This window comes from Streptomyces sp. NBC_01334, assembly GCF_035983595.1.
Taxonomy (GTDB): Bacteria; Actinomycetota; Actinomycetes; order Streptomycetales; family Streptomycetaceae; genus Streptomyces; species Streptomyces coriariae.
In genome coordinates this window covers 9,028,704-9,052,285 of sequence record NZ_CP130718.1, presented here as the reverse complement: position 1 = coordinate 9,052,285, position 23,582 = coordinate 9,028,704, and the positions used below count along the sequence as shown (strand labels likewise).

The window sequence follows — 23,582 nt, the reverse complement described above, 5'->3', positions numbered from 1 at the left end:
CGCGCCGGTCAGCCCAGGCGGGCCGGCGTCTTTCCGGCCGGCAACTCGAGTCCCAGGTTCTCCCGCAGCGTCGTACCGGTGTAGTCGGCGGCGACGATCTTCCGCTTGCGGAGTTCGTGGAGCAGGCCGTTGACGACGAAGTCGTGCTGCCGTGGGTCGGCGAGACCGCTCAGGGAGATCACGTCCAGCACGCCCGCACGGAACCTTTCCTCCACCGCGTCGGCGAGTTGTTCGGGAGTGCCGGCGGCAGCCCAGTGACCCGTGTCCTGCGCCGCGACGATGAGCTCGCGCAGCGTGTAGCCCTGTCGGACGTACCCGGCGAAGATGTCGACCCGGCCGCGGCGCCGGTTCACCGAGGCGATCTCCGGCAGCACGCTCTGCGGCAGTGGTGCGTCGAGGGGCAGGCCGGACAGGTCGATGCCGCCACCGAGCATGTCGGCGACCTGGTCGCGACCGCGCTCGAAGTCGATCGCCTCGCGCCGCTCGCGAACGAGTCGCCGCGCCTCTTCCTCGGTCGCGCCGAACGTGGCGTGGAACGAACTGAAGATCAGCGGCAGCCCGTCGGCGCGGCCGAACTCCTCGGCCTGGCCTCGGATCTTCCGAGTGAAGTCCAGCGCGTGGTCGAGAGTCGGCAGCGAGGTGAAGACGATCTCCGCGAAACGAGCGCCCAGTGTCGTGCCCGCCGCGGACTGCCCGGCCTGGATCTGAACCGGCCGCCGCTGCGGCAGCGGCGGGATGTTGAGCGGGCCGGCCACGTCGAAGAACCGGCCGGAGTGGTGGATCGGGTGCACCCTGTCGCGATGCAGCACCGCCTTCCCGTCCGCACCGACGGTGAGGGCGTCGGACTGCCAGCTGTCCCACAGCGCGTTGACCACCTCCAGCGTCTCCGCGGCGCGTGCGTAGCGCTCCTCGGGGCTGGGGAGTTCACCCGGCCCGAAGTTCTCCTCACCGACCGAGGAGGTCACCAGGTTCCAGGCCGCCCTCCCCTTGCTCACATGGTCGAGCGTTCCGAACAACCGGGCCAGGTTGAAAGGGTGGTGGAACGTCGTCGAGACCGTCGCGATCAGGCCGATCCGCGACGTCACCTGGCTCAGTGCCGAGACGAAGACCAAGGGCTCCTGCGATCCGATCGAACCCTGAGCGTCGAAGCGCAGCAGATCGGCGGTGAACAGGGCATCGATCCGTGCCGCCTCGGCGAGCTTCGCCACCCGTACGGCCGTGTCCAGCGTGGACCGGGTCGGATCGACCGCCAGGTCGTAGGTCTCCGACGTACCGCCGGCTCCGGTCACGGTTTTCAGCGTCCTGGGCTGCTGCACGCTCACTGCTCGTCCATTTCTCACCGACGTCGGTTTCTCACCGTCGTCGGTGTCATCTCAGGGGGGGACGGAGTTCCACGGGTACGGGCTCGCACCCGGACGCGGCTCTGCGGGAAGGGCGGACACCCGGCTGTGGGCGGTGGCCCTGACATGGTGTTCCGGCGGCGGGTGAGGACCCGCGCCCGCGCGGCCCGCTCTTGGTCGGGCAGGGCGGACAGGCGCAGGCCCGTCAGGAGAAGGCCGGAGATCGGGTCGGGTCAGCGACAGAGCGCGGTGTGGGTCCGGCACAGGTCGACGTGCCGACGCTTCGTCCGGGCCGGAGACAGGGCCGCGGTACGGACCGGGCGGAAGGGCGCTGTCCCCACCGTGGCTCCCCTCGGTCCTGAAGTCTGTGCACCGGACGGTGCCCTGCTGCGCGGTGCGTGCGCGGATTCCGCGGGGCGCGCCCATGTTCTCCCGTGGTCGTACGCCACTGCAAGGCCACCTGCTCGCCGGCCCTTGTCGACCGGACACCCGGAACTACGCCCCGGCGCAGGCGCGTTCGCGTCAGACGGGCGAGCACGGGCGCCGTGCGCACGCTCGCCCTGCCCGCGGGTGAGCGGCGTTGTCTACCAGGGCGCGACCACCGGGGTCGTACGCATCGAGGCCGAGTGACGCGAGCTCGGTGGAGCCGCGGAGGGCGCCGGCGCACTGGTTTATTGCCCGTCAGCGTGCAATTATCGAGGCATCCTCCCCGGCCGACCGGAGGTCCGACATGACCGACCCACACGTCGCGGGCGGTGGACGCCACCGGACACGGCTCACCCGGGCCCGCATCCTCGAAGCGGCGAGGCGGGAACTCGGCCGTGATCCCGACAGCAGCCTCGAGGACATCGCCGAGGCCGCCGGCGTGGTGCGCCGCACCGTCTACGACCACTTCGGCGGCCGGTCGGCCCTCGTGGAGGGGCTCGCCTCGGACGCGACGGAGGCCCTCGGACGCGCGCTGGCGACCATGCCGGTCCTCGGCCCCGACGCCGTCACCGCGATGGCACGCTTCGTCCTGACCCTGTGGCCCGTCGGCGACCGCTGTCGCGTGCTGCTGCGACTGGCACCCCAGGACCTGGGGGCGGAGCGCGTGAACGAGATCCTCGGCCCGGCCCGCGAGACGGCGACGGCGATCATCGAGCGCGGACAGCGACAGGGCGTCTTCCACACCAGTGTCCCGCCCGACCCGCTCGGCCGAGCCGTCGAAGGGCTGACACTGGCGCTCCTGGAGTGCGTGAACGCCGGGACCTGGAGCGACGACGGCACCCGAACCGCCACGGCGGCCCTGATCGCGGTGGGGGCGGACGGCGACCTCGCCGCCGCACGGGTCCGCAGCCTCGCCCGCCCCGAGCGGCTCAGCGCCCAGCGCCCCGCCTAGCGCCCCCGCCTGCCGCGCACCAGCAGATAGAGGAAGTACGGCGTGCCGATCACCGCCGTCATCAGGCCGGCGCCCAGTTGGGCGGGGGCGATGACCGTACGGCCCAGCAGGTCGGCCGTGCAGACGAGGGCGGCGCCGAGGAGGACCGCGACCGGCACCACCCGGACGTGCCGTCGGCCCACGAGGGCACGCGCCGCGTGCGGCGCCACCAGGCCCACGAAGCCGATGGTGCCGGCCGAGGCGACCGCCGTCGCACTGAGCAGGACGCTCACCACCAGGAACCCGAGCCTGGCCCGGGACAGTCGCAGGCCGAGCAGCCGGGGCGTGTCCGCGTCCAGCGAGACGAGGTCCAGTTCGGTGCGCCGGGCGGCCGCGACGGCGAGGCCCACCGTCAGCACGAGCGCGACGGGCAGGACGTCCGGCATGGTCCGGCCGTACGTCGAACCGGACAGCCAGGTCAGCGCCTTCGTCGCGTTGAAGGGGTCGGTGAGCACGATGAGCAGGCTGATCAGTGCCGTCGTGCCGGCGGCCGTGCCGATGCCGACGAGGACCAGCCTGTTCTGCTGGTAGCCGCCCCGGGCGGCGAGCCCGAAGACGACGACGGAGGTCACCGCGGCGCCCGCGAACGCGGCGCCCGCCACGCCCCAGGTCCCGGCGACGGGCACGGTGGTGACCAGGAGCACGGCACCCAGCGCGGCCCCGCCGGACACACCCAGGACGCCCGGTTCCGCGAGCGGGTTGCGGGTCACGGCCTGCACCAGCGTGCCGGCCAGGGCGAGCGCCGCGCCCGCGCACAGCGCAGCGAGGACGCGGGGCACCCGGGTGTCGAGGACGAAGGACACCGCCCGGCCGGCCCGCCCCTGTACCCAGTTCGCGACATCGCCGAGCAGCAGCTTGCTGTCGCCGAGCAGGACGCCGGCGATCGTCACGCCGAAGACCACGACGACGAGTACGGCCAGGGTGGTCAGGAACGCCGCCCGGCTCGGGATCCGCAACCGGTCCGGCGCGTCCGCCCCGGCCGTGTCCCGCAGCCGCAGGGCCATCACCACCAGGAAGACGGCACCGACCAGGCTGGTCACGACACCGGTGGGCACGGCGACCGCCGTGTCCGCGGGCACGAGGGCCCGCAGCAGCACGTCCGCCCCGAGGACCAGGCCCGCGCCGACCAGGCCGGCCACGGGCAGGGTCGTCCGGGTCCGGACGAAGCCCCGGTACCGGCGGGCGAGCGGTCGCACGAGGGCCGGGGCGCACAGGCCGACGAAACCGATGGGCCCGGCGAGGGTGACGGCCGCCGCGGACAGCAGCGTCGCCAGGACGACCACCGTCAGACGGGTGGCGCGGACCGGGACGCCCAGCCCGCGTGCCGCGTCGTCGCCCAGGGCCAGCGCGTCGACCCGACGGGCGGTCAGCAGCAGGCCGACGAGCCCGACCAGGACGACGGGCAGCATCTGGAGGACGCCGTCGAAGCCGTTCTGGCTGATGCTGCCCTGGTTCCACTGGTAGAGGCCCTCGGTCTCCTGGGGGAACAGCAGGAGCAGGCCTTCGGTCACGGAGGTGAGCCCCAGCGCCAGCGCGGTGCCCGCGAGGACCAGCCGTACGGTGCCCGTGCCGAGGCCGGACAGGGCGAGCACGACGGTCGCGGCGAGGAGTCCGCCGACGAAGGCGACCCCGGAGGAGGCGATCATCGGCAGCGAGACGCCGGTGACGCCGACCAGCCCGAGCGCCAGGTACGAACCGGCGTTCACCGCGAGGGTGTCGGGAGCGGCGAGCACGTTGCGGCTGACGGCCTGGAGCACGGCGCCGGCCGCGCCGAGGATGACGCCGACCATGATGCCGGCGGTCATCCGCGGCAGCCGGGAGGCGATCACGACGGAGGCGTCGGCCGGATCGGACCGCCCGGTCAGGGCCTTGAACACCTCGACCGGTCCGACGGCGGCGGTGCCCTGGGTGATGTCGACGACGGCGAGGGCCGCGACGAGGAGGACGAGGGCGGCCGTCACCGCGGCCGCGCCCGTCCGGGACGCGGCGGCCGGTGGACGGAGCGCGGGGGGCGTTGCGGTGACGGCCATGGCCGGCGCTACTTCGTCAGCGCGTCGACGACGGCGTCGATGTACGCCTCCATCGACTCGGGACCGCCGAACATCCAGATGCCGTCGGGCAGTCGGTGCACCTCGCCGGCCTTCACGAAGGGCAGGGACGTCCACACGGCGTTCTTCGCCAGCGCACCGGTGAAGGGCGTGCTGCTCGCGTCGTCGTCGTTGGCTATGTAGGCGAACCGGGTGTCCTTCGGCAGGGCGGTGAGACCTTCGACGTCGGTGGTGCCGAGGCCGTAGGCCGCGTCTCCCTTGACCGTCCAGGCGTTCTTCAGGCCGACCGCCTCGTTGACGGCCCCGATGAGCGAACCGCTGGTGTAGGGGCGCAGGGAGACCTGGTTGGAGGCGACGTAGCCGTCGGCGAAGGCGTACTGCGCACCGGCGAGACCGGCGGCGGCGAGGGCCTTCTTGCCCTCGGCGACCTTGGCCTCGAAGGCCGTACGGGCCGTCTCGGCCTCGGCGGTGGTGCCGGTGGCCTTGGCGATGAGGTCGAGGTTCTCCAGCATCTGCCCGATCTGGTCGGTGGAGTCGGCGGACGTCACCTCCAGCACCGGGGCGACCTTGCGCAGTTGCTTCACCGCGGCGGGGGTCAGATCGGTGGTGGCCACGATGAGGTCGGGCGCGAGCGAGGCGATGGTGTCCATGCTCGGCTCGCCGCGCGTGCCGATGTCCTTCGGCTCGTTCTTCAGCGGGACGGCGGTGTCCCAGGTCTTGTAGCCCTTGACGTCGGCGACGCCGACCGGGTCCACGCCGAGCGTGACGAGGCTCTCGACGACGTTCCACTCGGTGGCGACGACCTTGGTGGCCGGGCCGTCGAGCTTGATCTTCGCACCGGTGGCGTCGGTGAGACTGATGGCCTGGGAGGGCTTCTCGGAGCTGTCGGCGGCAGGCTCGGTGGTGCCGCACGCGGCGAGGGTGAGCGCCGCGGCGGTGGTGGTGGCCGCGGTGAGCAGGAGGCGTCTCATGAGGTGGTGCCGAGCCTTTCGGTTCGAGTGTGTCGAGTGTGGTGGCGGCCGATCGGGCGGGTGCGCAGTCGGCCGGTCAGGGGGTCGGTGTCGACGTCGATCCGGATGCCGTAGACAGCCGTCAGACGTTCCGGTGTCAGGACGTCCTCGGGCAGGCCGTCGGCGACGATCCGGCCCGCTTCGAGCAGCGTGATCCGGTCCGCGACGGCCGCCGCCTGGTCGAGGTCGTGCAGCACGACGCCGACGGCGATCCCATGGTCGTCGGCCAGGTCGCGGATGAGGTCGAGGAGTTCGATCTGGTAGCGCAGGTCGAGATAGGTCGTCGGCTCGTCCAGCAGCAGCACGCCGGTCTCCTGCGCGAGGCAGCCGGCCAGCCACACCCGCTGCAGTTGCCCGCCGGACAGGTGGTCGGCGCCGCGCTCGGCGAGGTCCGTGACGCCGGTCAGCGCGAGTGCCCGGTCGACCGCGGCCGACGCGTCCGGATCGGGCCGGCCGAAGCGGCCCCGGTACGGGTAGCGGCCGAACTCGACGACGTCCCGCACCGTCAGCCCGCTGGGCGTGGGGCGACCCTGGGTCAGCAGGGCGACGTGCCGCGCGAACTCACGGGCGGTCAGGGTGAGGCCGTCGGTGTCGGCATCGATCCTGAGCGTGGCGTGGCGGGCCGACTGCAGACGGGCGATGGTTCGCAGGAGCGTCGACTTGCCGCTGCCGTTGGGGCCGACCAGCACGGTCACCTCGCCGGGCCGGAGCACGACCGAGGCGCCGTGCACGACGTCGACGCCGTCGTACGACACGGTCACACCCGTGGCCGACAGTTCATGACCGCGTAGCCGCGGGGTGGCGGCTGCTTCTTCACCAGATCTCACACGACGAAGGTTAGCCTAACCTAACTTCAAGTCGATCAGGGGTGTCCCGCACCCGGCTCAGCCGGTCTGCCACGACGCCGGATCCCACACGCCCGAGCGGCGCAGCGACGCCGGGCAGTGCAGATAGACCTCGTCGATCTCCAGGACCAGGGGCGAGCTCGGGCCGCCGGCCGTCGAGCGTCATGGCGTCGAAGAACGGGGCGTCGGTGAGGATGCGGGCCCGGCCGTTGACGCGCAGGACCTCCTTGCCGCCGGGGATCAGGTACAGCAGGCCTGCGTGCGGGTTGTCGAGGATGTTGTGGAAGCTGTCCCCCCGACGGTTCCCCGGCCGGTCGGGCAGGGCGATCGTGCCGGAGTCGACGACATGGGTGAAACCCGGGGCGTCACCGCGCGGGGAGACGTCGCAGTTGCCGTGCGCGTCGGAGGTGGCCAGCAGGCAGAACGGCGAGCGGGCGACGATGGCCAGGTCCTGGTCGGTCAGCCGGTCGTGGACCTTCTCGATCACCACGGGCCAGGGCTCGCCCAGCAGTGCGCGCAGTTCGGCTTGCGACTCCAGCGCCACCCAGCCCCTCTCGGTCACGGCGTCCGGTCCGGCCCCGGCGGTATCGATCGTGTGCGGCAAGGCCGACTCCCCATGTGCATGCGCCCGGCAGATAGTTGCACAGGGAACGTTATCCGACATTAGGATTGGCTTGCCTTACTCGGAGTGTGCACCCGGCAGCGGGGTGCCGTCGGTGGCGAGCACCCGGCCGGAGACCGCACAGGGGCGGCCGGTACCGAGAAGGTCGATGCTGTCGCCGAGGTCCCTGCGGGGCGACTCGGTCATGTGGAACGGGCCGAGGACGGTGCTCTCCGTCCCCTCCTCCGCTCCGTCGAGCGTCTCGACGAGCATGGAGACGCCCAGGACGTCGGAGAGGAGGACGAACTCCTGCAGGGTGTCGTCGCACTTCTGCCCGACGGCGGTGAGGAAGTCGATCGCCGCCTCCCACTCCCCCGGGGTGGGCCCGACGTCCCTCACGAAGGCGTGGAGGTGGCGGGTCAGGCTCTTCAGCACCTCCCGCAGCCGGGGGTCCTCGGTGCTGCGGAAGCTGTCCACGACCGGTTCGGTGGCGGTCTCGACGGTGAAGTCCATGGTCGTTCCCAGCGGTTCGGGGATCCTGGCCGGCGGTCTGGTCCACGGACCAGTCTCCACCGGCATGGGAAGCGCCGACACGGAAATCACCGGCGGGAAGCGCCGGCGCCCCTCTCGGGACGCCGGCTCCGGGGCTACGCGGCCCGCTGCCGTTCCGTCAGCCAGGTCCGGGTCGGGCGGCACACCAGTCCGCCGTCCACGACCCTGCACCACGTCTGGTAGCCATGGGAGTACAGGCGCTTGCCCAGCCAGTCGTAGGCGTCGCCGTCCGGCCGGGCCGACGGGGTCCGGGCCACGAAGTTCGCGGCGTCGTCGACGCTGCCCGTGCCGTCGTAGCGGGCGACCTCGGGGTACGGGTACACGGGCCGGGTGCGTGTCACGGTGCCGTTCGTGCTGTTGGACGCGACGATCCGGCCGGGCGTGGTGGCGCTCTCCGCCCAGGCCATCACCGGGGTGAGGACGTCGAAGGTGTTCGGCCCGTCACCGCCCCCGCAGTGGGCCACACCCGGGAACATGTACAGCTTGGCGAACCGGTCCGCGGTCCTCGCCCCCATCGTGTCACGCAGGGCGTCGTAGTAGGCCAGCGTCCCCTGCGGTGAGATGTGCTGGTCGTTCCAGCCGTGCCAGAGGAGCAGCTTGCCGCCGCTCTTCTCGAAGGCGCCGAGGCCGGGGTCCATGGCCGCCAGGTAGCTGGAGGACTGGACGGTCTTCCAGAACGACTCGACGGTGAAGTCGAGGTCCGAGAGCCGGAAGTCCGGGTCGGGGGCGTTCGGGTACGCCAGATAGCGGGCGAAGGACGTCACGAAGTTCTCGCTCGCCACCGTCTCGCCCTGCGCCTTCGGCACGAACAGGGTCCACTCGAGTTCGGAGCCCCACTCGTGGGAGATCGCGAGCTCCAGCCTGCGGCCCTGCGCGTCGGTGGCGCCGTCGTGCAGTCGCTGGACGACGGCGGCCTGCGCTGCCGTCAGGCACGTCGACGGGTCCTGCCCGGACACGCACACCAGCGTCCTCGGGTCGAAGGCGCAGCGCCGCGGGTCGTCGAGCAGCCCGTCCGTCAGTCCGTCCAGCGCGTCGCAGGCCGCCAGCACGGCCCGGTGGATCAGGGGCAGCTTGTCGGCGAGGAGGATGTAGTCGCCGTTCGCGTCCTTGTTCGTCAGCACGTTCCAGGCGTGGTGGAAGGTGTTCTGGACGACCATGTTGTTCGCGGGCGCGCCGGCGGCGATGCCGTCGAAGTCGTCCGGGTAACGCTGGGCCTCCATGAGCGCCTCACGGCCGCCGTCGGAGCAGCCGGTGAAGTAGGAGTACGCGGGACGCTTGCCGTAGAACCTCGCGATGACCGCCTTGGCCACCTGGGACGTGACGTGCACGCCCCGGTAGGCGAAGTCGATCTGTGCCTGCGGATTGTCCAACGCCCAGGAGCCGTCGTTCAGGCCCTGGTGGCCCATGTCGGTCGTGGCGCTCGCGACCGTGCCGTCCTGGACGACCGGACAGGTCGACGCCTGGCCGTAGTTGATGGCGGCGCTTCCGCACAGGCCACCGCAGCCGGTCTGGACGTAGCGCTGCGTCCAGCCGTTGACCGGCAGGCGCATGACAACGGTGTTCGCGGGGGCGATGGTCCCCCGCACCTCGCAGTAGGGGGCCGCGCCGGTCGTCACGACGGTCGCCGAGGAGATCGTGACCGGCGCGTCGGTGACCCCGTCCAGGTCGAGGCCGGTCACACGGGCGCAGTCCAGCACGGGCCGCACCGCGGGCAGATCCGCCAGACCGTCGGCCGTGACGGCACGGTGCGGCGCCTGCGCGCCGCTCGCGCTCGTGACCGGCACCAGGACAGCGGCGAGCATGGCCACCACCGCCACCCGGGCGGCGACAGCGGCCGATCTCCTTCGACCGCGGACGAAGGACCAACGCATGGGGTTCCCCTCTCGGTGCGGGCGCGCCACGGGCGACGGCGCCACCGAGCGGTCAGCGTGGCCCACACTCGAGAGATCGTCAACAATTTCGACAACAATTAGTCGGCAGCACTGTTCCGGCCGGGCCGGCGGGGCGCATGAGGTCACGGCGTGCTCGAAATATCACAAGAGGGGATAATTCAATGAGCACGGTGGCGCTCGACCGGCGTCCTCCACTGACCAGGAACAGGCAGGTCGGACCATGTCGAAGAAACCACGTTCGTCCGAGCCGCCCCCCGGCAAGGGGCCGAGCCGGCACGAGGGCGCCGGGCAGCACGGCTGGTCGCCCGATGTGGACGAGACACATCAGCAGGACAACCCGAGCTCTCACCGCTCCTTCCACACAGCTGAGTACGCCGACGAGAAGGGCCGGGGCCGGACCAGATCAGCCGAGGAGACGAAGTCCGTTCCGGGTGACACGGTCGAGAGTCTCAGCAAACGCGGCGAGAAGTACGCCGACACGGACGAGAAGGGCCGACGCGACACCGGCCGCAAGGGTCGATCCCAGCGTCCCAGCGGCGCCAGGGACGCGTCCGCCGCGACCGGCGTGGACCCGCAGGACCCGCCGTCCGGACGCCGATCGGGCCGCTGAGGCCCGCTCGCGCGCGAACGACCCGCTCCTCCACGCCCCCGGCCGCGGGGGCGTGGAGGAGCCCTACGACGCGCGTCGCACGACGCACGGGATCCGCGTCAGCAGATCCGCGGCAGCTGCTCCCCGATCGGCAGATCGACCACCCGTGTTCCTCCCAGCCCGGTCCTGGCCACGACCATCCCGGGATGCGCCTCGACGGCCTCACCGATGACCACGGACTCCGCTCCCAGGGGATGGGCCCGCATCGCCTCGAGGACGGCGTCGGCGTGCTCGCGCGGGACGAAGGCCACCAACTTGCCCTCGTTGGCGATGTACATGGGGTCCAGGCCCAGAATGGCGCAGGCGTTGGCCACGGCCGACGGGACCGGGACGTCGCGTTCCCGGATGACCACCCCCGCGCCGGAGGCCGCCGCGATCTCGTTGAGCGCGGCCGCCAGGCCGCCTCGGGTGGGATCGCGCAGCACGTGCAGATCCGGGGTGACGGCGAGCATGGCGTCGACCAGGCCGCCGAGCGCCGCACAGTCGCTCTTGATCTCGACCCCGAACTCCAGGCCCTCGCGCACGCTCATGACCGCCACCCCGTGGACGCCGATGGCGCCACTGACGATCACCACGTCACCGGGAACGACCCGCTGCGGCCGCAGATCCACGCCCGCGGGAACGAGACCGATGCCCGCGGTGTTGAGGTAGATCCCGTCGCCGTGTCCGGTCTCCACCACCTTGGTGTCCCCGGTGGCCACCTCCACCCCGGCGGCACGCGCGGCCGCGCCCAGCGCCTCGGACACCCGCCGGACCACGTCCAGTTCGACGCCCTCCTCCAGGATGAATCCGCAGGAGAGGTAGGCGGCGCGGGCACCGCTCATGGCGAGGTCGTTGACGGTGCCGTTGACCGCCAGGTCGCCGATGCTGCCGCCGGGGAAGAACAGCGGCCGCACCACGTAGGAGTCGGTGGAGAACGCCAGCCTGGCCCCGCCCAGGCTCAGCACGGCGGAGTCGCCCAGCTGCGAGAGCACCTCGCCCCCGAAGGCGGGCGCGAAGATCTGCTGGACCAGTTCGGCGGAGAGCACTCCCCCGCCACCGTGGCCCATGACGACCCGGGGCCGGTCACGCAGCGGCGCCGGGCAGGTCCAGCCCTCGACGTCGAGGGCGCGGCCGGCGGCGGGCAGATCGGTGATGTCAGACAACGGGGGTCGCCTCCCGGGCCTTGACGGCGGGCATGTCCAGCCGCCGGTAGAGGTAGTACGCGGCGCACGCGCCCTCGCTGGAGACCATGGTGGCGCCCAGGGGGGTGCGGGGGGTGCACAGGGTGCCGAAGGCCTCGCACTCGTGCGGCTTGAGCAGCCCCTGCAGGACCTCGCCGCTGCGGCACTCGGCGGGCTCCTCCGTCCGGATCCCCTCGACCTCGAAGCGGTGCTCGGCGTCGTGGTCACGGTACTTCGACGACAGCCGCCAGCCGCTGCCGGGAATCACGCCGATTCCGCGCCAGGCCCGGTCGGTGACCTCGAAGACGTCCTCCAGCATGGCCCGGGCGGCCGGGTTGCCCTCCGGGCGGACGGCACGGGCGTAGGCGTTGTCGACGGTGTGCTCGCCGCGTTCCAGCTGACGGACGGCCCGGCGCACGCCTTCGAGGATGTCCAGCGGCTCGAAGCCGGTCACGACGATCGGGACACGGAAGCGCTCCGCCAGTTCCGGATACTCCTCCACACCCATCACACTGCACACGTGCCCGGCCGCGAGGAAGCCCTGCACCCGGCAGCTCGGCGACGACATGATCGCCTCGATGGCCGGCGGTACCCGGACATGGGACACCAGCATGCTGAAGTTCGGGATGCCCAGCTTCCGGGCCTGGTGGACGGTCATGGCGTTGGGGGGAGCCGTCGTCTCGAAGCCGATGCCGAAGAACACCACCTCGCGGTCGGGGTTCTGCTGGGCGATCCGCAGCGCGTCGAGCGGCGAGTAGACGACCCGCACGTCGCCGCCTTCCCCGCGGACCTGGAACAGGTCCCGTCCGGTGCCCGGCACCCGCAGCATGTCCCCGAAGGAGCAGAAGATCACCTCCGGCCGGGAGGCGATCTCCAGCGCCTTGTCGATGACCTCCAGCGGGGTCACGCACACCGGACAGCCCGGACCGTGGATCAACTCAAGCTGCTCCGGCAGGAGTTGGTCGATGCCGTGCCGGATGATGCTGTGTGTCTGGCCGCCGCAGACCTCCATCAGCGCCCACGGCCTCGTCACCGTGGCATGGATGTCGTCGAGCAGCCGACGGGCCAGCTCCGGGTCCTGGAACTCGTCGATGTACTTCACCGGTTGTGCACCCCTTCCACCGGGTCCGTGCCCGCCTCCGCCGCCGCCATCTCCCAGGCGTCGCCGAACTCCTCCTGCAGCATGCCGAGTTCGGCGAAGAGTTCGAGCGTCTGCCGCGCCGACTCCTCGTCCAGCCGCTGAAGGGCGAAGCCGACGTGGACGATGGCGTACTCGCCGACCTGGAGATCCGGCAGATACTCCAGGCACACCTCCTTGACCACACCGCCGAAGTCGACGGTGGCCATCCGGGTGCCGTCCCGGTCCTCGATGTCCAGCACTCTGCCGGGTACCGCCAGGCACATGAGCCTCTCCTCGCTGTGGGTCGCGCGTTACTCAGTCGGTGGGGTTCGTCCGGGCGGCCACCATCAGCTGGCCCAGTGCCAGACCGCCGTCGCCCGGCGGCACCAGCCGGTGCCGCAGGACCGTGAAACCGTCCTCGCGCAGGGCGGCGGCACAGGCCGAGGAGAGCAGCGTGTTGGCGAACACGCCTCCCGTCAGGGCGACCGTGTCCAGGCCGTGCCGCTCTCGGGCCCGTACGCAGATCCGGTGCACCAGGCCGGTCACCGCCCGGTGGAAGCGGGCCGCGACCAGCGCGGGTTCGACGCCGGCCCGCAGGTCGGCGACGATCGCGGCGAGGACGGGCGCCGGGTCGGCCCGTACCGCGTCGTCCTCCTCGCGCGCACGCCCGGGCGCCCGGAGGTCGAAGGCGTACGCGGCCCGGTCGCCGAGGGGCGCGCCGAGCGCCGCCCCCTCCAGCTCCACGGCGGCCTGTGCCTCGTATCCGGCACGGTGGCACACCCCGGCCAGGGAGGACACGGCATCGAACAACCGCCCCATGCTGGAGGTGGGGACACAGTGCAGACCGAGCTCCAACTGCCTTTCCAGCAGCCGTAGTTCGTCGGGCGGACAGGCGGCCGTACAGGCGAGGTCGTCCGCCCGGTCGATCCCGGCCGCCCTCAGATGGGCCAGCGCCATGCGGTACGGCCTGCGCACCGCGGCGTCGCCGCCGGGCAGCGGGACATACGCGAGGTGCCCGAACCGACTGAAACCGTCGTAGTCCGCGAGCAGGAACTCGCCGCCCCAGACGGCTCCGTCGTCGCCGTGGCCCGTGCCGTCGAAGGCGACGCCGATCACCGGCCGGGTGCCGTCCAGCCCGTGCTCGGCCATCGCGGCGGCGACGTGCGCGTGATGGTGCTGGACGCGTACGACGGGTCGCGCCGCCGCATGGCGGTCGGCCCACCGGGCGGAGCGGTAGCCGGGATGCCGGTCGGCCACCAGGGTGCCGGGCCGTACGCCGGTGATGGACTCCAGTTGCGCCACCGCGCCCTCGAAGGCCCGTTGGGTACCGAGGTCGTCCATGTCGCCGATGTGCGCGGACAGCCAGGCGCGCCGGCCCGCCCCCAGACAGAAGGCGTTCTTCAGGTCGCCGCCGACGGCGAGAGCCGGACGGACGGGCAGCGGGAGGGCGACCGGCAGCGGGGCGTAGCCGCGGGAGCGGCGGATCACCAGCGGCTCCCCGTCGCAGACGCGGACCACCGAGTCGTCGCAGGGGACGTGGATCGGCCGGTCGTGCGTGAGCCAGGCGTCGGCCAGCGGGGCGAGCCGCTCCAGTGCCTCGGTGTCGTCGGTGACGATCGGCTCCCCGGACACGTTGCCGCTGGTCATGACGAGCAGCCGGGGGCCGTCCGGGTCGCCGGACAGGCCGAGCAGGAGATGGTGCAGGGGTGTGTACGGCAGCATCACCCCCAGGTCGGGGCTGCCGGGCGCGACGGAGTCGGCGAGGCGTGGGGCCCCCGCCGCGTACACCGGGTCCGGGCGCCGGCGCAGCAGCACGACGGGCCGGACACCGCCCCCGATCAGCTCCCGCTCCTCGGGGGACAACCGGACGAGGTGCTCGACGTCGGCCGTGCGCCTGGCCATGACGGCGAACGGCTTGTCCCCCCGCGCCTTGCGGCGACGCAGACGCGCGACCGCCTCCTCGTTCGTGGCGTCACAGGCCAGGTGATAGCCGCCCAGTCCCTTGACGGCGAGGATCGCGCCACCCGACAGCAGTGCGCGCGCCTCGGTGACCGGGTCCGTCCCCGGGAGGCCGTCGGGCGGCGGGACCAGCAGCCGCAGCCGCGGTCCGCAGGCCGGGCAGGCGACCGGCTGCGCGTGGAAACGGCGGTCGGCCGGATCCGCGTACTCCCGGGCGCAGTCGGGGCACATGGCGAAGCCGGCCATGGTGGTGTGGGCCCGGTCGTACGGCACTCCGGTGACGATCGTGAAACGCGGGCCGCAGTGCGTGCAGTTGACGAACGGGTGGCGGTACCGCCGGTCCGCCGGATCGGCCAGCTCGGCGAGGCAGTCGGCGCAGGTGGCGGAGTCCGGGGAGACCAGGGTGCGGGCCGGTCCGCCGGTCCGGGAGGTGAGGATGGTGAACGCGGTGCCGCCGACGGGCGGCATCTCGCGGTGCTGGACGGACTCGACGCGGGCCAGCGGGGGCGCCTGGGCGGCGATCCGGTCGCAGAACCGGGCCACGGCCGAGGCGGTTCCCTCGACCTCCACGACGACGCCCTCCGGGGTGTTGGTCACGTGTCCGGCCAGGGCGAGTTCGGTGGCGAGGCCGTACAGGTAGGGCCGGAAGCCCACGCCCTGCACCACTCCCCGGACGGTGACCCGGCGGCGCAGCGGCGGGTCACCGGCGACTACGGCCGAGGGCCGCGACGGAGCGCTCACGAGGGGGTGGGTGCCAGGTCGCCGGCGTCGGTCTCGTCGGCATGGGTGTGCGGGTGGCTGTGCGCGTGGCCGTGCTGGAGGTCCGGCCGGCCGGCCATCACCGGTGTGTGCGGGGGCGCGCCCTCCGCGGCGGCGAGCGCCCGGTCGAGCAGCGCGCCCACGCCCTTCCCGCGGCGTGCCGAAGTCAGGACCACCTCGACGCCCGGGTTGACCTGCTGCACGTTCGCGCGGAAGGCGATCTCGTCGAACTCCACGGCCTCCGCGAGGTCGATCTTGGTGACGACGACCAGGTGGGCGAGGCCGAACGCGGTGGGGTACTTGAGCGGCTTGTCCTCTCCCTCCGTCACCGAGGCGAGGACGACCCTCAGGGTCTCCCCCAGGTCGTAGCCGGCGGGGCAGACCAGGTTGCCGACGTTCTCCACGAACAGCAGCCGGGTGCCGTCGGGCAGCCATCCGTCCAGGTGCCCGGCGAGCATGCCCGCCTCCAGATGGCACAGTCCGTCGGTGAGCACCTGCTTGACCGGGGCGCCCGACCGGGCCAGCCGGATCGCGTCGTTCTCGGTGGCGAGATCGGCGGTCAGCGCCGCGACCGGCACGGCCCGCTCCCGCGCCCGCAGCAGTTCGTTCTCCAGCAGGGCCGTCTTGCCGCTGCCCGGACTGGACAGCAGGTTGACGACCGTGGTGCCGTGGGCCGCGAGGCGGGTGCGCAGCGTGTGGGCGCTCGCGTCGTTCTTGGCGAGCACGGCCTGGCGCAGGTCGACGACACGACACATGGTTCAGCACTCCTCGGAGATCGGTTCGCGGGTGGGCGTGGGGGCGCCGGTCTCCCACTGCACGGCGGCGATCCGCAGCTCCCGGCCCGCGAGCAGATCCGTGGTCGTCCCGTCGCACGCGGGGCAGGTCAGCCGAGGTGGCATGCCGACGGCCCACTCGTGGGCGCAGGGTGTGCAGCGGGCCCGCCCCGGCACCGCCTCGGTGACCAGTTCGGCGCCTTCCAGAAGCGTTCCGGCACAGACCAGTTCGAAGCAGAAGGCGAGCGAATCGGGTACGACGCCGGCCAGTTCGCCGACCTGGAGCCGTACCGATCGCACCGCCGTGACATCGCCGGCCCGCTCGGCGGCCTCTGCCACCTGGTCGACGACGGCCAGCGCGACGGACATCTCGTGCATGGGTCTCCGTCCTTTCGCGGCCTGCCTGCGGTCGGCCTTCATTAGAGGCGCGCGCACCAGGGCCGCACGGCCCGGCACGCCGTCACCGGCCACCGGGTACGCCGTTCGACGCAACCGCGCGGCACACCGGCGGCGGCCGTGGTTCACATCCGTCGGAGGCGCAGGTAGCGCCGCACGTCGGGAAACACCTCGGCGCCGATGGCGACCAGGGCCGCGAGGGCCGCTCCGCCGATGATCATCTTCTTCATCCCGTCTCTCCTCATGTCGAGATCCCGTCGGCCGTGGCCCGCGGCGCGGACTCTCCCGGCTCCCCGTTCCGCAGCAGCTCTTCGATCAGCCGGACGGCCTCCGGTACGGCGTCGGACACCGGCGGGCTGAGACCGATGCCCTCGTCCACCGAGGCCGGTTCGCATCCGACGACCAGGACGCGCCGTGGCGGCTCGCCGCCGGTCCCGGCGCACAGGGTGCCCAGCAGCGCCAGGACGGCGTCAGGGGTCATCCGGTGGCCGTCCAGGGCGGGCGTGCCGGGCGGCGGGCTCCCGCCGCCGACGTCGTGTTCGATCACGTACAGCGTGCCGGGGGCTTCGCCTCGCGCGGTGGCGTCCGCCAGGACGAGGGTGTCGTAGCCGTCCAGGAGCTGGTAGGCGAGGTGCACCCCGCGCACTCCGATGTCCACCACCTCGACGTGTCCGGGCAGGTCGCGCTCGGCGAGCCGGCGGGCGGTCTCCACACCGAAGCCGTCGTCCGTGAGGAAGATGTTGCCGATGCCCGCCACGAGCGTCCTCGGAGCTGCCGGTGCGGGAGGGCTCATGCGTCGTCCTCCGCGTCCTCGGCCGGGGTGACCTCGTCGGGCTGGAAGTACAGGAACCGGCCCTGCTCGCGGCGGATGTCGGCGCCCGGGTCGCCGTCGACCGTGACCGCCAGGTGCACCCCGCCGTCGACGTCGTGCAGCACCGCCTCGACCGTCGCGGTGCGGCCGCGCAGGAAGATGTCCTGCGCGTCGGTGCGCCGCAGGCCCGGGCGCAGCTCGACGCGGCTGCCCTTGCCCACCGGCCGGCCGTCCACCAGCACGTGGTCCTTCGCCGGGTCGAAGCCCGCCTCGCTCGCGGGGTCCCACCAGGGGGTGTCCGGGCGCTGCACCCCGTGCTCGTCGGGGAAGCCGACGTCCGCGGCGACGGGGGCCGGGCCGGTCGCCTCGCGCAGACTGCGCACCGCCCCGTGCAGCCGCTCCAGGACCTCGGCCGGCATCGAGTCCGCCAGCTCGATCACGGCGGCCGCCCGCTCGTCGGTGCCGCGGGCCTCGCGTTTCTCCTCGTCGGTGAGGGCCGCGGTGCGCAGCGCGAGGATCTCGTCGATCTCGGTGGCGTCGTAGAGCGCGCCGGGACTCTCCGGTGCGATGGCCGGATGGTCCTCCAGGATGATCGGCGAGGACAGTACGAGGTCGGCGGTGCCGGTCTCGCCGGCGAGCACCGGCCAGGTGTGCAGGTTGCGGCAGGCGGCGACCGCGCCCTTCGCCCACTCGGGGGGATCGGTCATCGACAGGAACGATCCGGCGCTCAGTGCCATGAGGAGGTGGGTGGCCACCAGGGAGTGCGGCAGTGCCGCGTCCCGGCCTGCGTCGCGGGCCTCGGACGGTGTCCAGGCACTGGTGTTCTCGACGACGGCGGTCAGCCGCAGGACCCGGTAGGGGCCGTCGAGCTCGCGGGCGGACAGCCGGATCGTCCCGCTGATCTCCTCGCACCGCCGCAGGAGGCGGCCGACGGTGCGGCCGGCCGCGTCCAGGACGGGTTCGGTGTCCTCCCGGGCGGGGCGCCGGAAGGGATGGGTGACGCCGTCGCCGAGGAGTGCGTCCACCGGGGCGACCACCTCGACCCGCTCCTCGCCGCCCTCGTCCCAGGGCACCAGCACCCGGTCGTCGAGGCGGAGTTCGGCGACCGTCTCGAAGCCGCCGTCCGGGCGTACCCGCTGCACGGTGCGCCGTCGGGCGTGCAGGAAGCGGACCTCGACGGAGAGGGTCGCGCCCGCCTTCGGTTCCATCAGGCATTCGGTGTGCTGGAAGTCGTGCTCCTCGCACTCGGCGCCCCAGCCGGGCGGCACCAGCACCCCGAACTGCCAGCGCAGCCGGTTCTTGGCCGCCGAGGCGCGGTACGGGTAGAGCACATAGCCCTCGAAGAGGACGGCGTCGGCCACCTGCCGGGCGAGGGCGAACCGCGCCTCCGTCTCGGAGGCGAACGCGGTGACGGTCACGGATCCGTCCTTCCGGTGGTCCCGGTGAGCGCGCGCAGCGGGTCGCGCCGGGGCGGGTCCGCGTCGCCGCTGTCGTCCAGCAGGGCCTTGAGGGTGGCGTCCCAGGAGGGCAGCGCGTGCCGGGAGCGGTAGGCGAGGAGGGCGTCCATGGTGTCGCGCGGCAGCCGGATCCAGCCGCATCCGGGGAAGTGCTGCTCGACCATCTCCCGCCAGGTCGCGACCGGCATCCGGAACACCGCCTCCCGGTCCCACGGCACCGGCTCGACCCGGAAACCGCCTTCGCCGATGAACGCCGTGCCGGAGAACAGCATCAGCAGCGGGACCTCTCCGGTGGTGAGGGCGTCCAGGTAGCGGGTCGCCGCGATGTCCATGTCGTAGGTGCACGGGACGACGAGATCGGTTTCGGTCTCTCCGGTGAAGCCGGGGACCATGAGCGAGATCTGCGCGAACTGCACCGGCTGGAGCGTGCTGCCCCAGCGGGAGCGCTCGCCGAAGAGATCCGCCAGCCCGTCGGCCTCGGCGGACTCGTAGCCGCGGCGGGCGGGTTCGATGCGGATCTGGCAGCGCAGCGCGAGGGCGTGCACCCGCGCGCCGTCCGCGGCGGTGACGCGCAGCCGGAAGACGAGGGTGGGTCCGGCGGCGTAGCGGTCGGCGCGGACGCCGGTGCAGGCGAAGGAGAACTCCGTCATGGCCGCGGCTCCTCGTCCACCGGCCGGGCGCGTCGTGCGACGTCCGCGAAGAACGCGTCCAGCGCCGCCCTGGCCTCGGCCCCGCCGTCGAAGCCCTGCCACAACAGGCGCATACGGCCTACGAGTTCGTAGCAGATGTCGATCGGTACGAGGTGGAGCTCGAAGCGACCGTGGGCGCGGCGCAGCAGCAGCGCCTCCACGTCGGGTTCGAGCAGCCCGGCGAGGCGGCTGCCGCCGAGGACCGCCGTCCAGGTGGCCGGTTCGAGTTCGCTCTCGGTGGCTCCGGCCGGGCTCGGGTAGAGGGCGACCAGCCGGTCGAGCGCCGCGTTGCGGAAGAGGAAGGCGACGCCGACCGGGATCTGCAACGCCTCCCACGCGCTTTCGTCGAGACGATGTCCGGGGTCGGTGAGGTAACGGGCCGGGACCGTGCGGAAGCGGCCCGCGGCGGCGCCCTGCTGCTGCATCAGCAGGGCGCAGGCGGCACAGGCGCAGACGAGGGCGCGTTTCTCGGTGTCGACCAGGTGGCGGTGGTCCGCCTCGACCGGCACGGCGCACAGCTCGCACCGTTCGGGCCGCGGGGGTCGCTCGGTGAGGAACCTCCGCAGGCCGGGTGTGCGCGTCGCCGGGGACGCCGTCATCGGGCGCCCGTCGGTGCCGTGCCGATCTGGAGGAGCGTGGGCCCCGCGGGCGCGGTCTGTACGTCGACCGCGCCGACCTCCGGTGCGAAGCAGGCGAGGGCCGCGCGCGCGGCCTCCCGGGCGCTCTCGCCGGACCCGCATCCGCAGCCGCCGGCCTCCCGGGCCCGCAGGGTCAGGGCGCCGCTCTCCTCGTCGAAGGCCACGACGTCCAGGGGGTGTTCGCGGACGCTGTCGAGGGCCCTGGCGATGCGGGTGTCGCGGTCCTCGGGGTGCAGGTCGTGCAGGACGAGGAGGCCGGCGACGAGTTCGTCGCCGAGCAGGCCGGCCACCGGGTCGCCCGGGGCGGCGGACAGCAGGTGGAGCACGCGGGCCAGACCGGCGCCGTAGAAGTCCATGAGGGAACGCACGAGTTCCTCGGCCGCCTCGACGGCGGCCGGGTCGCCGCTCGCGGCCAGCCGGTCCAGCACCTCCTCGACACGGCGTCCGGTCTGTTCCGCGTCGACGGGTCGCGCCGCCGTGGGCGCGCTCATCCGCCCAGTCCGCTCAGTCCGGTGGGCACGTGCATGGACTTCACCGTCTTGCCGCCCCCGACGTACATGTGGACGCCGCAGGGCAGACAGGGGTCGAAGCTGCGGACGGCGCGCATGATGTCGATGCCCTTGAAGTTCTCCGGGGTGTTCTCCTCGAAGATGGGGGTGTTCTGCACCGCGTCCTCGTACGGGCCGGGCGTGCCGAAGGTGTCCCTGGTGCTGGCGTTCCACGGGGTGGGCGGGTACGGGTGGTAGTTGGCGATCTTGCCGTCGCGGATCACCATGTGGTGGGAGAGCACGCCGCGGACCGCCTCGGTGAAGCCGACGCCGAGCCCCTCGTCCGGGACCTCGAACTTCTCCCAGGTCTGGGTGCGTCCGGCGCGGACCTCCTCGAGGCCCTTCTCCGCGCAGTGCAGGGCGACCGCGGCGGCGTACGCCTGGAAGTAGGTGCGCGCGCGGTTGCGCTCCAGGGCGTTGGACCACTTCGGGATCTTCCACTCGAAGCTGGTCTCCGGCTTGGTCATGGTGCGCGGCAGGTTGATGACCACGCTGTGCCCGGTGGCCTTGACGTACCCGATGTCGACGAGCCCGGACAGCGCCGTCGACCACAGGCGGGCGATGGGGCCGCCGCCGGTGTCCAGGGCGAGGTGGTCCTTGCCGTCGAACCAGCGCGGGGACATGACCCAGCTGTACTTGTCGTCGAAGTTCCGCTTCTGCGGGGCGGGGATGGTGTGCTGGTTCCACGGGTGGCGCGGGTCCACCGGGTTGCCGAGCGGGTCGTGGGTGACGAACTGCTCCTGTCCCTGCCAGTCCTCGTAGTACGAGCTGCCCAGCAGGATGCGGATGCCCAGGTTGATGTCGGTGAGGTCGTTGGTGACGAGCTTGCCGTCCACGACGACACCGGGCGTGACGAACATCCGCCGGCCCCAGTCGGACATGTTGGCGTAGGTGAAGTCGCAGTACTCGGGGTCGTTGAGCGCGCCCCAGCAGCCGAGCAGGACCCGGCGACGGCCCACTTCCTCGTAGCCCGGCAGCGCCTCGTAGAAGAAGTCGAACAGGTCGTCGTGCAGCGGCACGACACGCTTCATGAACTCGACGTACCGCATCAGGCGGCTGAGGTAGTCCGTGAAGAGCTGCACCGAGGCGATGGTGCCGACGCCGCCCGGGTAGAGCGTGGAGGGGTGCACATGGCGGCCCTCCATCAGGCAGAACATCTCGCGCGTGTAGCGGCTGACCTGGAGGGCCTCGCGGTAGAACTCGCCTTCGAGGGGGTTCAGCGAGCGCATGATGTCGGCGATGGTGCGGTAGCCGTGCTCGGCCGCGTGCGGGGCCTCGGTGCGTTCGGCGAGTTCGAGGACACCGGGGTTGGTCTCCCTGACCATCTTCTCGCAGTAGTCGACCCCCACCAGGTTCTCCTGGAAGATGTTGTGGTCGAACATGTACTCCGCGGACTCGCCGAGGTTGATGATCCACTCACCGAGGTGCGGGGGCTTCACCCCGTACGCCATGTTCTGCGCGTACACCGAGCAGGTGGCGTGGTTGTCGCCGCAGATTCCGCAGATGCGGCTGGTGATGAAGTGGGCGTCGCGGGGGTCCTTGCCGCGCATGAAGACGCTGTAGCCGCGGAAGACCGACGAGGTGCTGTAGCACTCCGCGACCCGCTTCTGCTTGAAGTCGATCTTCGTGTGGATGCCGAGGGAACCCACGATCCGGGTGATCGGGTCCCAGGCCATCTCCACCAGGCCGCTGCCGTCTCCGGCCGCCTTCGTCCTTGCCATCGTCTTTGCCGTGCCCTTCGTTGCGCGGGGTTCGGTTGTGGGGGTGCGCGAAGCAGAAGCGGGTCACTCGTGGTGGGGCGTCACCAGGGAGGCCGGTAGCCGGTGGTGATCTTCTCTCCGGTGCGGCGCCACTTGGGCTCCTGGTCCACCGTCTTCGCCGTGATCGAGCGCAGCTTGCGGACCACGGCTCCGTAGGCGCCGCTGGCCGTGCTGGAGAGCTTGGCTCCGGGCGGCTCGTCCATGAACGGCATGAACTTGTCGGGGAAGCCGGGCATGGTGCAGGCGATGCAGATGCCGCCGACGTTCGGACAGCCGCCGATGCCGTTCATCCACCCGCGCTTGGGCACGTTGCACTTGACGACCGGGCCCCAACAGCCCAGCTTGACCAGGCACTTCGGTGAGTCGTACGACAGGGCGAACTCACCCTGCTCGTAGTAGCCCGCGCGGTCGCAGCCCTCGTGGACGGTGGCCCCGAACAGCCAGGTGGGACGCAGCTTGTCGTCCAGCGGGATCATCGGGGCGGCGCCGGTCGCCTGGTAGAGCAGGTACGTGAGCGTCTCGGAGAAGTTGTCGGGCTGGATCGGACAGCCGGGGACGCACACGATGGGGATGCCGGCCTGGGACTTCCAGTCCCAGCCGAGATAGTCCGGCAGGCCCATGGCACCGGTCGGATTGCCCGCCATGGCGTGGATGCCGCCGTAGGTGGCACAGGTGCCGATGGCGACGACGGCCAGCGCCTTGGGGGCGAGCCGGTCGATCCACTCGCTGGTGGTGATCGGCTGGCCGGTCTCCGGATTGTCGCCGAAGCCGCACCAGTAGCCCTCGGGCTTGATCGCCTCGTTGGGGATGGAACCCTCGACGACCAGCACGAACGGGTCGATCTCGCCCCGCTCGCCCTTGAAGAACCACTCGATGAACGTGTCCGCGCCGCCGACCGGACCGCACTCGAAGTCGATCAGCGGCCAGTGGACGGCGATCTTCGGCAGCCCCGGCAGAGCGCCGAGCACGATCTCCTCGATGCTGGGCTGCATGGCCGCCGTCAACGCGACCGAGTCGCCGTCGCAGCTCAGCCCCGCGTTGATCCAGAGAATGTGGATCGTGGGTGTCTCGTCGGCGGGCGCAGCGCCGACCGTCTTCGTCGTCGCCTCAGTCATGGGACCGCCTCCTGGGGAGGTGAGGAATGAAAGCCCCGTT

General features: G+C 72.1%; 21 protein-coding genes and 2 pseudogenes. 2 read left to right on the top strand and 21 right to left on the bottom strand.

Annotated elements, in window-relative coordinates; translation table 11 throughout:
- Window positions 1–8: 8 nt before the first annotated feature.
- The gene (locus tag OG736_RS40265; RefSeq protein WP_327186843.1) at window positions 9–1,289 is read right to left on the bottom strand and encodes an NtaA/DmoA family FMN-dependent monooxygenase; all 1,281 of its coding nucleotides are present in this window, start codon (window positions 1,287–1,289) and stop codon (window positions 9–11) included.
- Window positions 1,290–2,070: 781 nt separating this feature from the next.
- Between OG736_RS40265 and OG736_RS40260 the strand changes: the two genes are divergently transcribed.
- Window positions 2,071–2,718 (top strand): TetR/AcrR family transcriptional regulator, encoded by a 648-nt coding sequence (locus tag OG736_RS40260; RefSeq protein ID WP_327186842.1) that lies wholly within the window; start codon window positions 2,071–2,073, stop codon window positions 2,716–2,718.
- Here the strand turns inward: OG736_RS40260 and OG736_RS40255 are convergent.
- From OG736_RS40255 to OG736_RS40230, 6 genes and pseudogenes are all read right to left on the bottom strand, one after another.
- Window positions 2,715–4,787: an iron ABC transporter permease gene (locus OG736_RS40255; protein WP_327186841.1), complete on the bottom strand. Its 2,073-nt coding sequence runs from the start codon at window positions 4,785–4,787 to the stop codon at window positions 2,715–2,717. The two genes, OG736_RS40260 and OG736_RS40255, sit on opposite strands and share 4 nt — an antisense overlap.
- Before the next feature lie 8 nt (window positions 4,788–4,795).
- Window positions 4,796–5,776, bottom strand: a complete 981-nt coding sequence (locus OG736_RS40250; protein ID WP_327186840.1) for an iron-siderophore ABC transporter substrate-binding protein — start codon at window positions 5,774–5,776, stop codon at window positions 4,796–4,798.
- Window positions 5,773–6,642 carry an ABC transporter ATP-binding protein gene (locus tag OG736_RS40245; RefSeq protein ID WP_327186839.1) on the bottom strand — a complete coding sequence of 290 codons (870 nt, stop codon included), beginning with the start codon at window positions 6,640–6,642 and terminating at the stop codon, window positions 5,773–5,775. Before OG736_RS40245 ends, OG736_RS40250 begins: the two co-directional genes overlap by 4 nt.
- 57 nt (window positions 6,643–6,699) lie before the next feature.
- Window positions 6,700–7,264 (bottom strand): annotated as a pseudogene (locus tag OG736_RS40240) (MSMEG_1061 family FMN-dependent PPOX-type flavoprotein).
- 87 nt (window positions 7,265–7,351) lie between these two features.
- A pseudogene (locus tag OG736_RS40235) lies at window positions 7,352–7,774 on the bottom strand (dioxygenase); the annotation flags it as partial.
- 134 nt (window positions 7,775–7,908) lie between these two features.
- Window positions 7,909–9,684 carry a tannase/feruloyl esterase family alpha/beta hydrolase gene (locus tag OG736_RS40230; protein ID WP_327186838.1) on the bottom strand — a complete coding sequence of 592 codons (1,776 nt, stop codon included), beginning with the start codon at window positions 9,682–9,684 and terminating at the stop codon, window positions 7,909–7,911.
- A gap of 241 nt (window positions 9,685–9,925) precedes the next feature.
- Between OG736_RS40230 and OG736_RS40225 the strand changes: the two genes are divergently transcribed.
- On the top strand, window positions 9,926–10,315 hold the full coding sequence (locus OG736_RS40225) for a hypothetical protein (protein ID WP_327186837.1): 390 nt from the start codon (window positions 9,926–9,928) through the stop codon (window positions 10,313–10,315).
- A gap of 98 nt (window positions 10,316–10,413) precedes the next feature.
- Here the strand turns inward: OG736_RS40225 and hypE are convergent, their stop codons facing one another.
- The 14 genes from hypE to OG736_RS40160 all read right to left on the bottom strand — a co-directional run bounded on the left by hypE (window position 10,414) and on the right by OG736_RS40160 (window position 23,542).
- Window positions 10,414–11,499 (bottom strand): hydrogenase expression/formation protein HypE, encoded by a 1,086-nt coding sequence (gene hypE / locus OG736_RS40220; protein ID WP_327186836.1) that lies wholly within the window; start codon window positions 11,497–11,499, stop codon window positions 10,414–10,416.
- Window positions 11,492–12,619, bottom strand: a complete 1,128-nt coding sequence (hypD, locus tag OG736_RS40215; protein WP_327186835.1) for a hydrogenase formation protein HypD — start codon at window positions 12,617–12,619, stop codon at window positions 11,492–11,494. The genes hypE and hypD overlap by 8 nt, the downstream gene beginning before the upstream one ends.
- The gene (locus OG736_RS40210; protein WP_079074245.1) at window positions 12,616–12,921 is read right to left on the bottom strand and encodes a HypC/HybG/HupF family hydrogenase formation chaperone; all 306 of its coding nucleotides are present in this window, start codon (window positions 12,919–12,921) and stop codon (window positions 12,616–12,618) included. Before OG736_RS40210 ends, hypD begins: the two co-directional genes overlap by 4 nt.
- Before the next feature lie 31 nt (window positions 12,922–12,952).
- The gene (gene hypF / locus OG736_RS40205) at window positions 12,953–15,337 is read right to left on the bottom strand and encodes a carbamoyltransferase HypF (RefSeq protein WP_327186834.1); all 2,385 of its coding nucleotides are present in this window, start codon (window positions 15,335–15,337) and stop codon (window positions 12,953–12,955) included.
- A complete protein-coding gene (gene hypB / locus OG736_RS40200) occupies window positions 15,334–16,110 on the bottom strand; it encodes a hydrogenase nickel incorporation protein HypB (RefSeq protein ID WP_327186833.1) in 777 nt (258 codons plus the stop codon). The genes hypF and hypB overlap by 4 nt, the downstream gene beginning before the upstream one ends.
- A gap of 3 nt (window positions 16,111–16,113) precedes the next feature.
- Complete coding sequence (gene hypA / locus OG736_RS40195; protein WP_327186832.1) at window positions 16,114–16,506, bottom strand: hydrogenase maturation nickel metallochaperone HypA; 393 nt, start codon at window positions 16,504–16,506, stop codon at window positions 16,114–16,116.
- Between the two features lie 143 nt (window positions 16,507–16,649).
- On the bottom strand, window positions 16,650–16,754 hold the full coding sequence (locus OG736_RS47365; protein WP_442817131.1) for a DUF6893 family small protein: 105 nt from the start codon (window positions 16,752–16,754) through the stop codon (window positions 16,650–16,652).
- 11 nt (window positions 16,755–16,765) lie between these two features.
- On the bottom strand, window positions 16,766–17,317 hold the full coding sequence (locus OG736_RS40190; protein WP_327186831.1) for a hydrogenase maturation protease: 552 nt from the start codon (window positions 17,315–17,317) through the stop codon (window positions 16,766–16,768).
- Window positions 17,314–18,753, bottom strand: coding sequence for a hypothetical protein (locus OG736_RS40185; protein WP_327186830.1), 1,440 nt, complete (start codon window positions 18,751–18,753; stop codon window positions 17,314–17,316). Before OG736_RS40185 ends, OG736_RS40190 begins: the two co-directional genes overlap by 4 nt.
- Window positions 18,750–19,442, bottom strand: a complete 693-nt coding sequence (locus OG736_RS40180; RefSeq protein WP_327186829.1) for a DUF6084 family protein — start codon at window positions 19,440–19,442, stop codon at window positions 18,750–18,752. The genes OG736_RS40185 and OG736_RS40180 overlap by 4 nt, the downstream gene beginning before the upstream one ends.
- A complete protein-coding gene (locus OG736_RS40175) occupies window positions 19,439–20,080 on the bottom strand; it encodes a DUF5947 family protein (RefSeq protein ID WP_327186828.1) in 642 nt (213 codons plus the stop codon). Before OG736_RS40175 ends, OG736_RS40180 begins: the two co-directional genes overlap by 4 nt.
- Complete coding sequence (locus OG736_RS40170; protein WP_327186827.1) at window positions 20,077–20,610, bottom strand: NifU-related iron-sulfur-binding protein; 534 nt, start codon at window positions 20,608–20,610, stop codon at window positions 20,077–20,079. The genes OG736_RS40175 and OG736_RS40170 overlap by 4 nt, the downstream gene beginning before the upstream one ends.
- Complete coding sequence (locus OG736_RS40165; protein ID WP_327186826.1) at window positions 20,607–22,388, bottom strand: nickel-dependent hydrogenase large subunit; 1,782 nt, start codon at window positions 22,386–22,388, stop codon at window positions 20,607–20,609. The genes OG736_RS40170 and OG736_RS40165 overlap by 4 nt, the downstream gene beginning before the upstream one ends.
- 80 nt (window positions 22,389–22,468) lie before the next feature.
- The gene (locus tag OG736_RS40160) at window positions 22,469–23,542 is read right to left on the bottom strand and encodes an NADH-quinone oxidoreductase subunit B family protein (protein ID WP_327186825.1); all 1,074 of its coding nucleotides are present in this window, start codon (window positions 23,540–23,542) and stop codon (window positions 22,469–22,471) included.
- Window positions 23,543–23,582 lie beyond the last annotated feature (40 nt).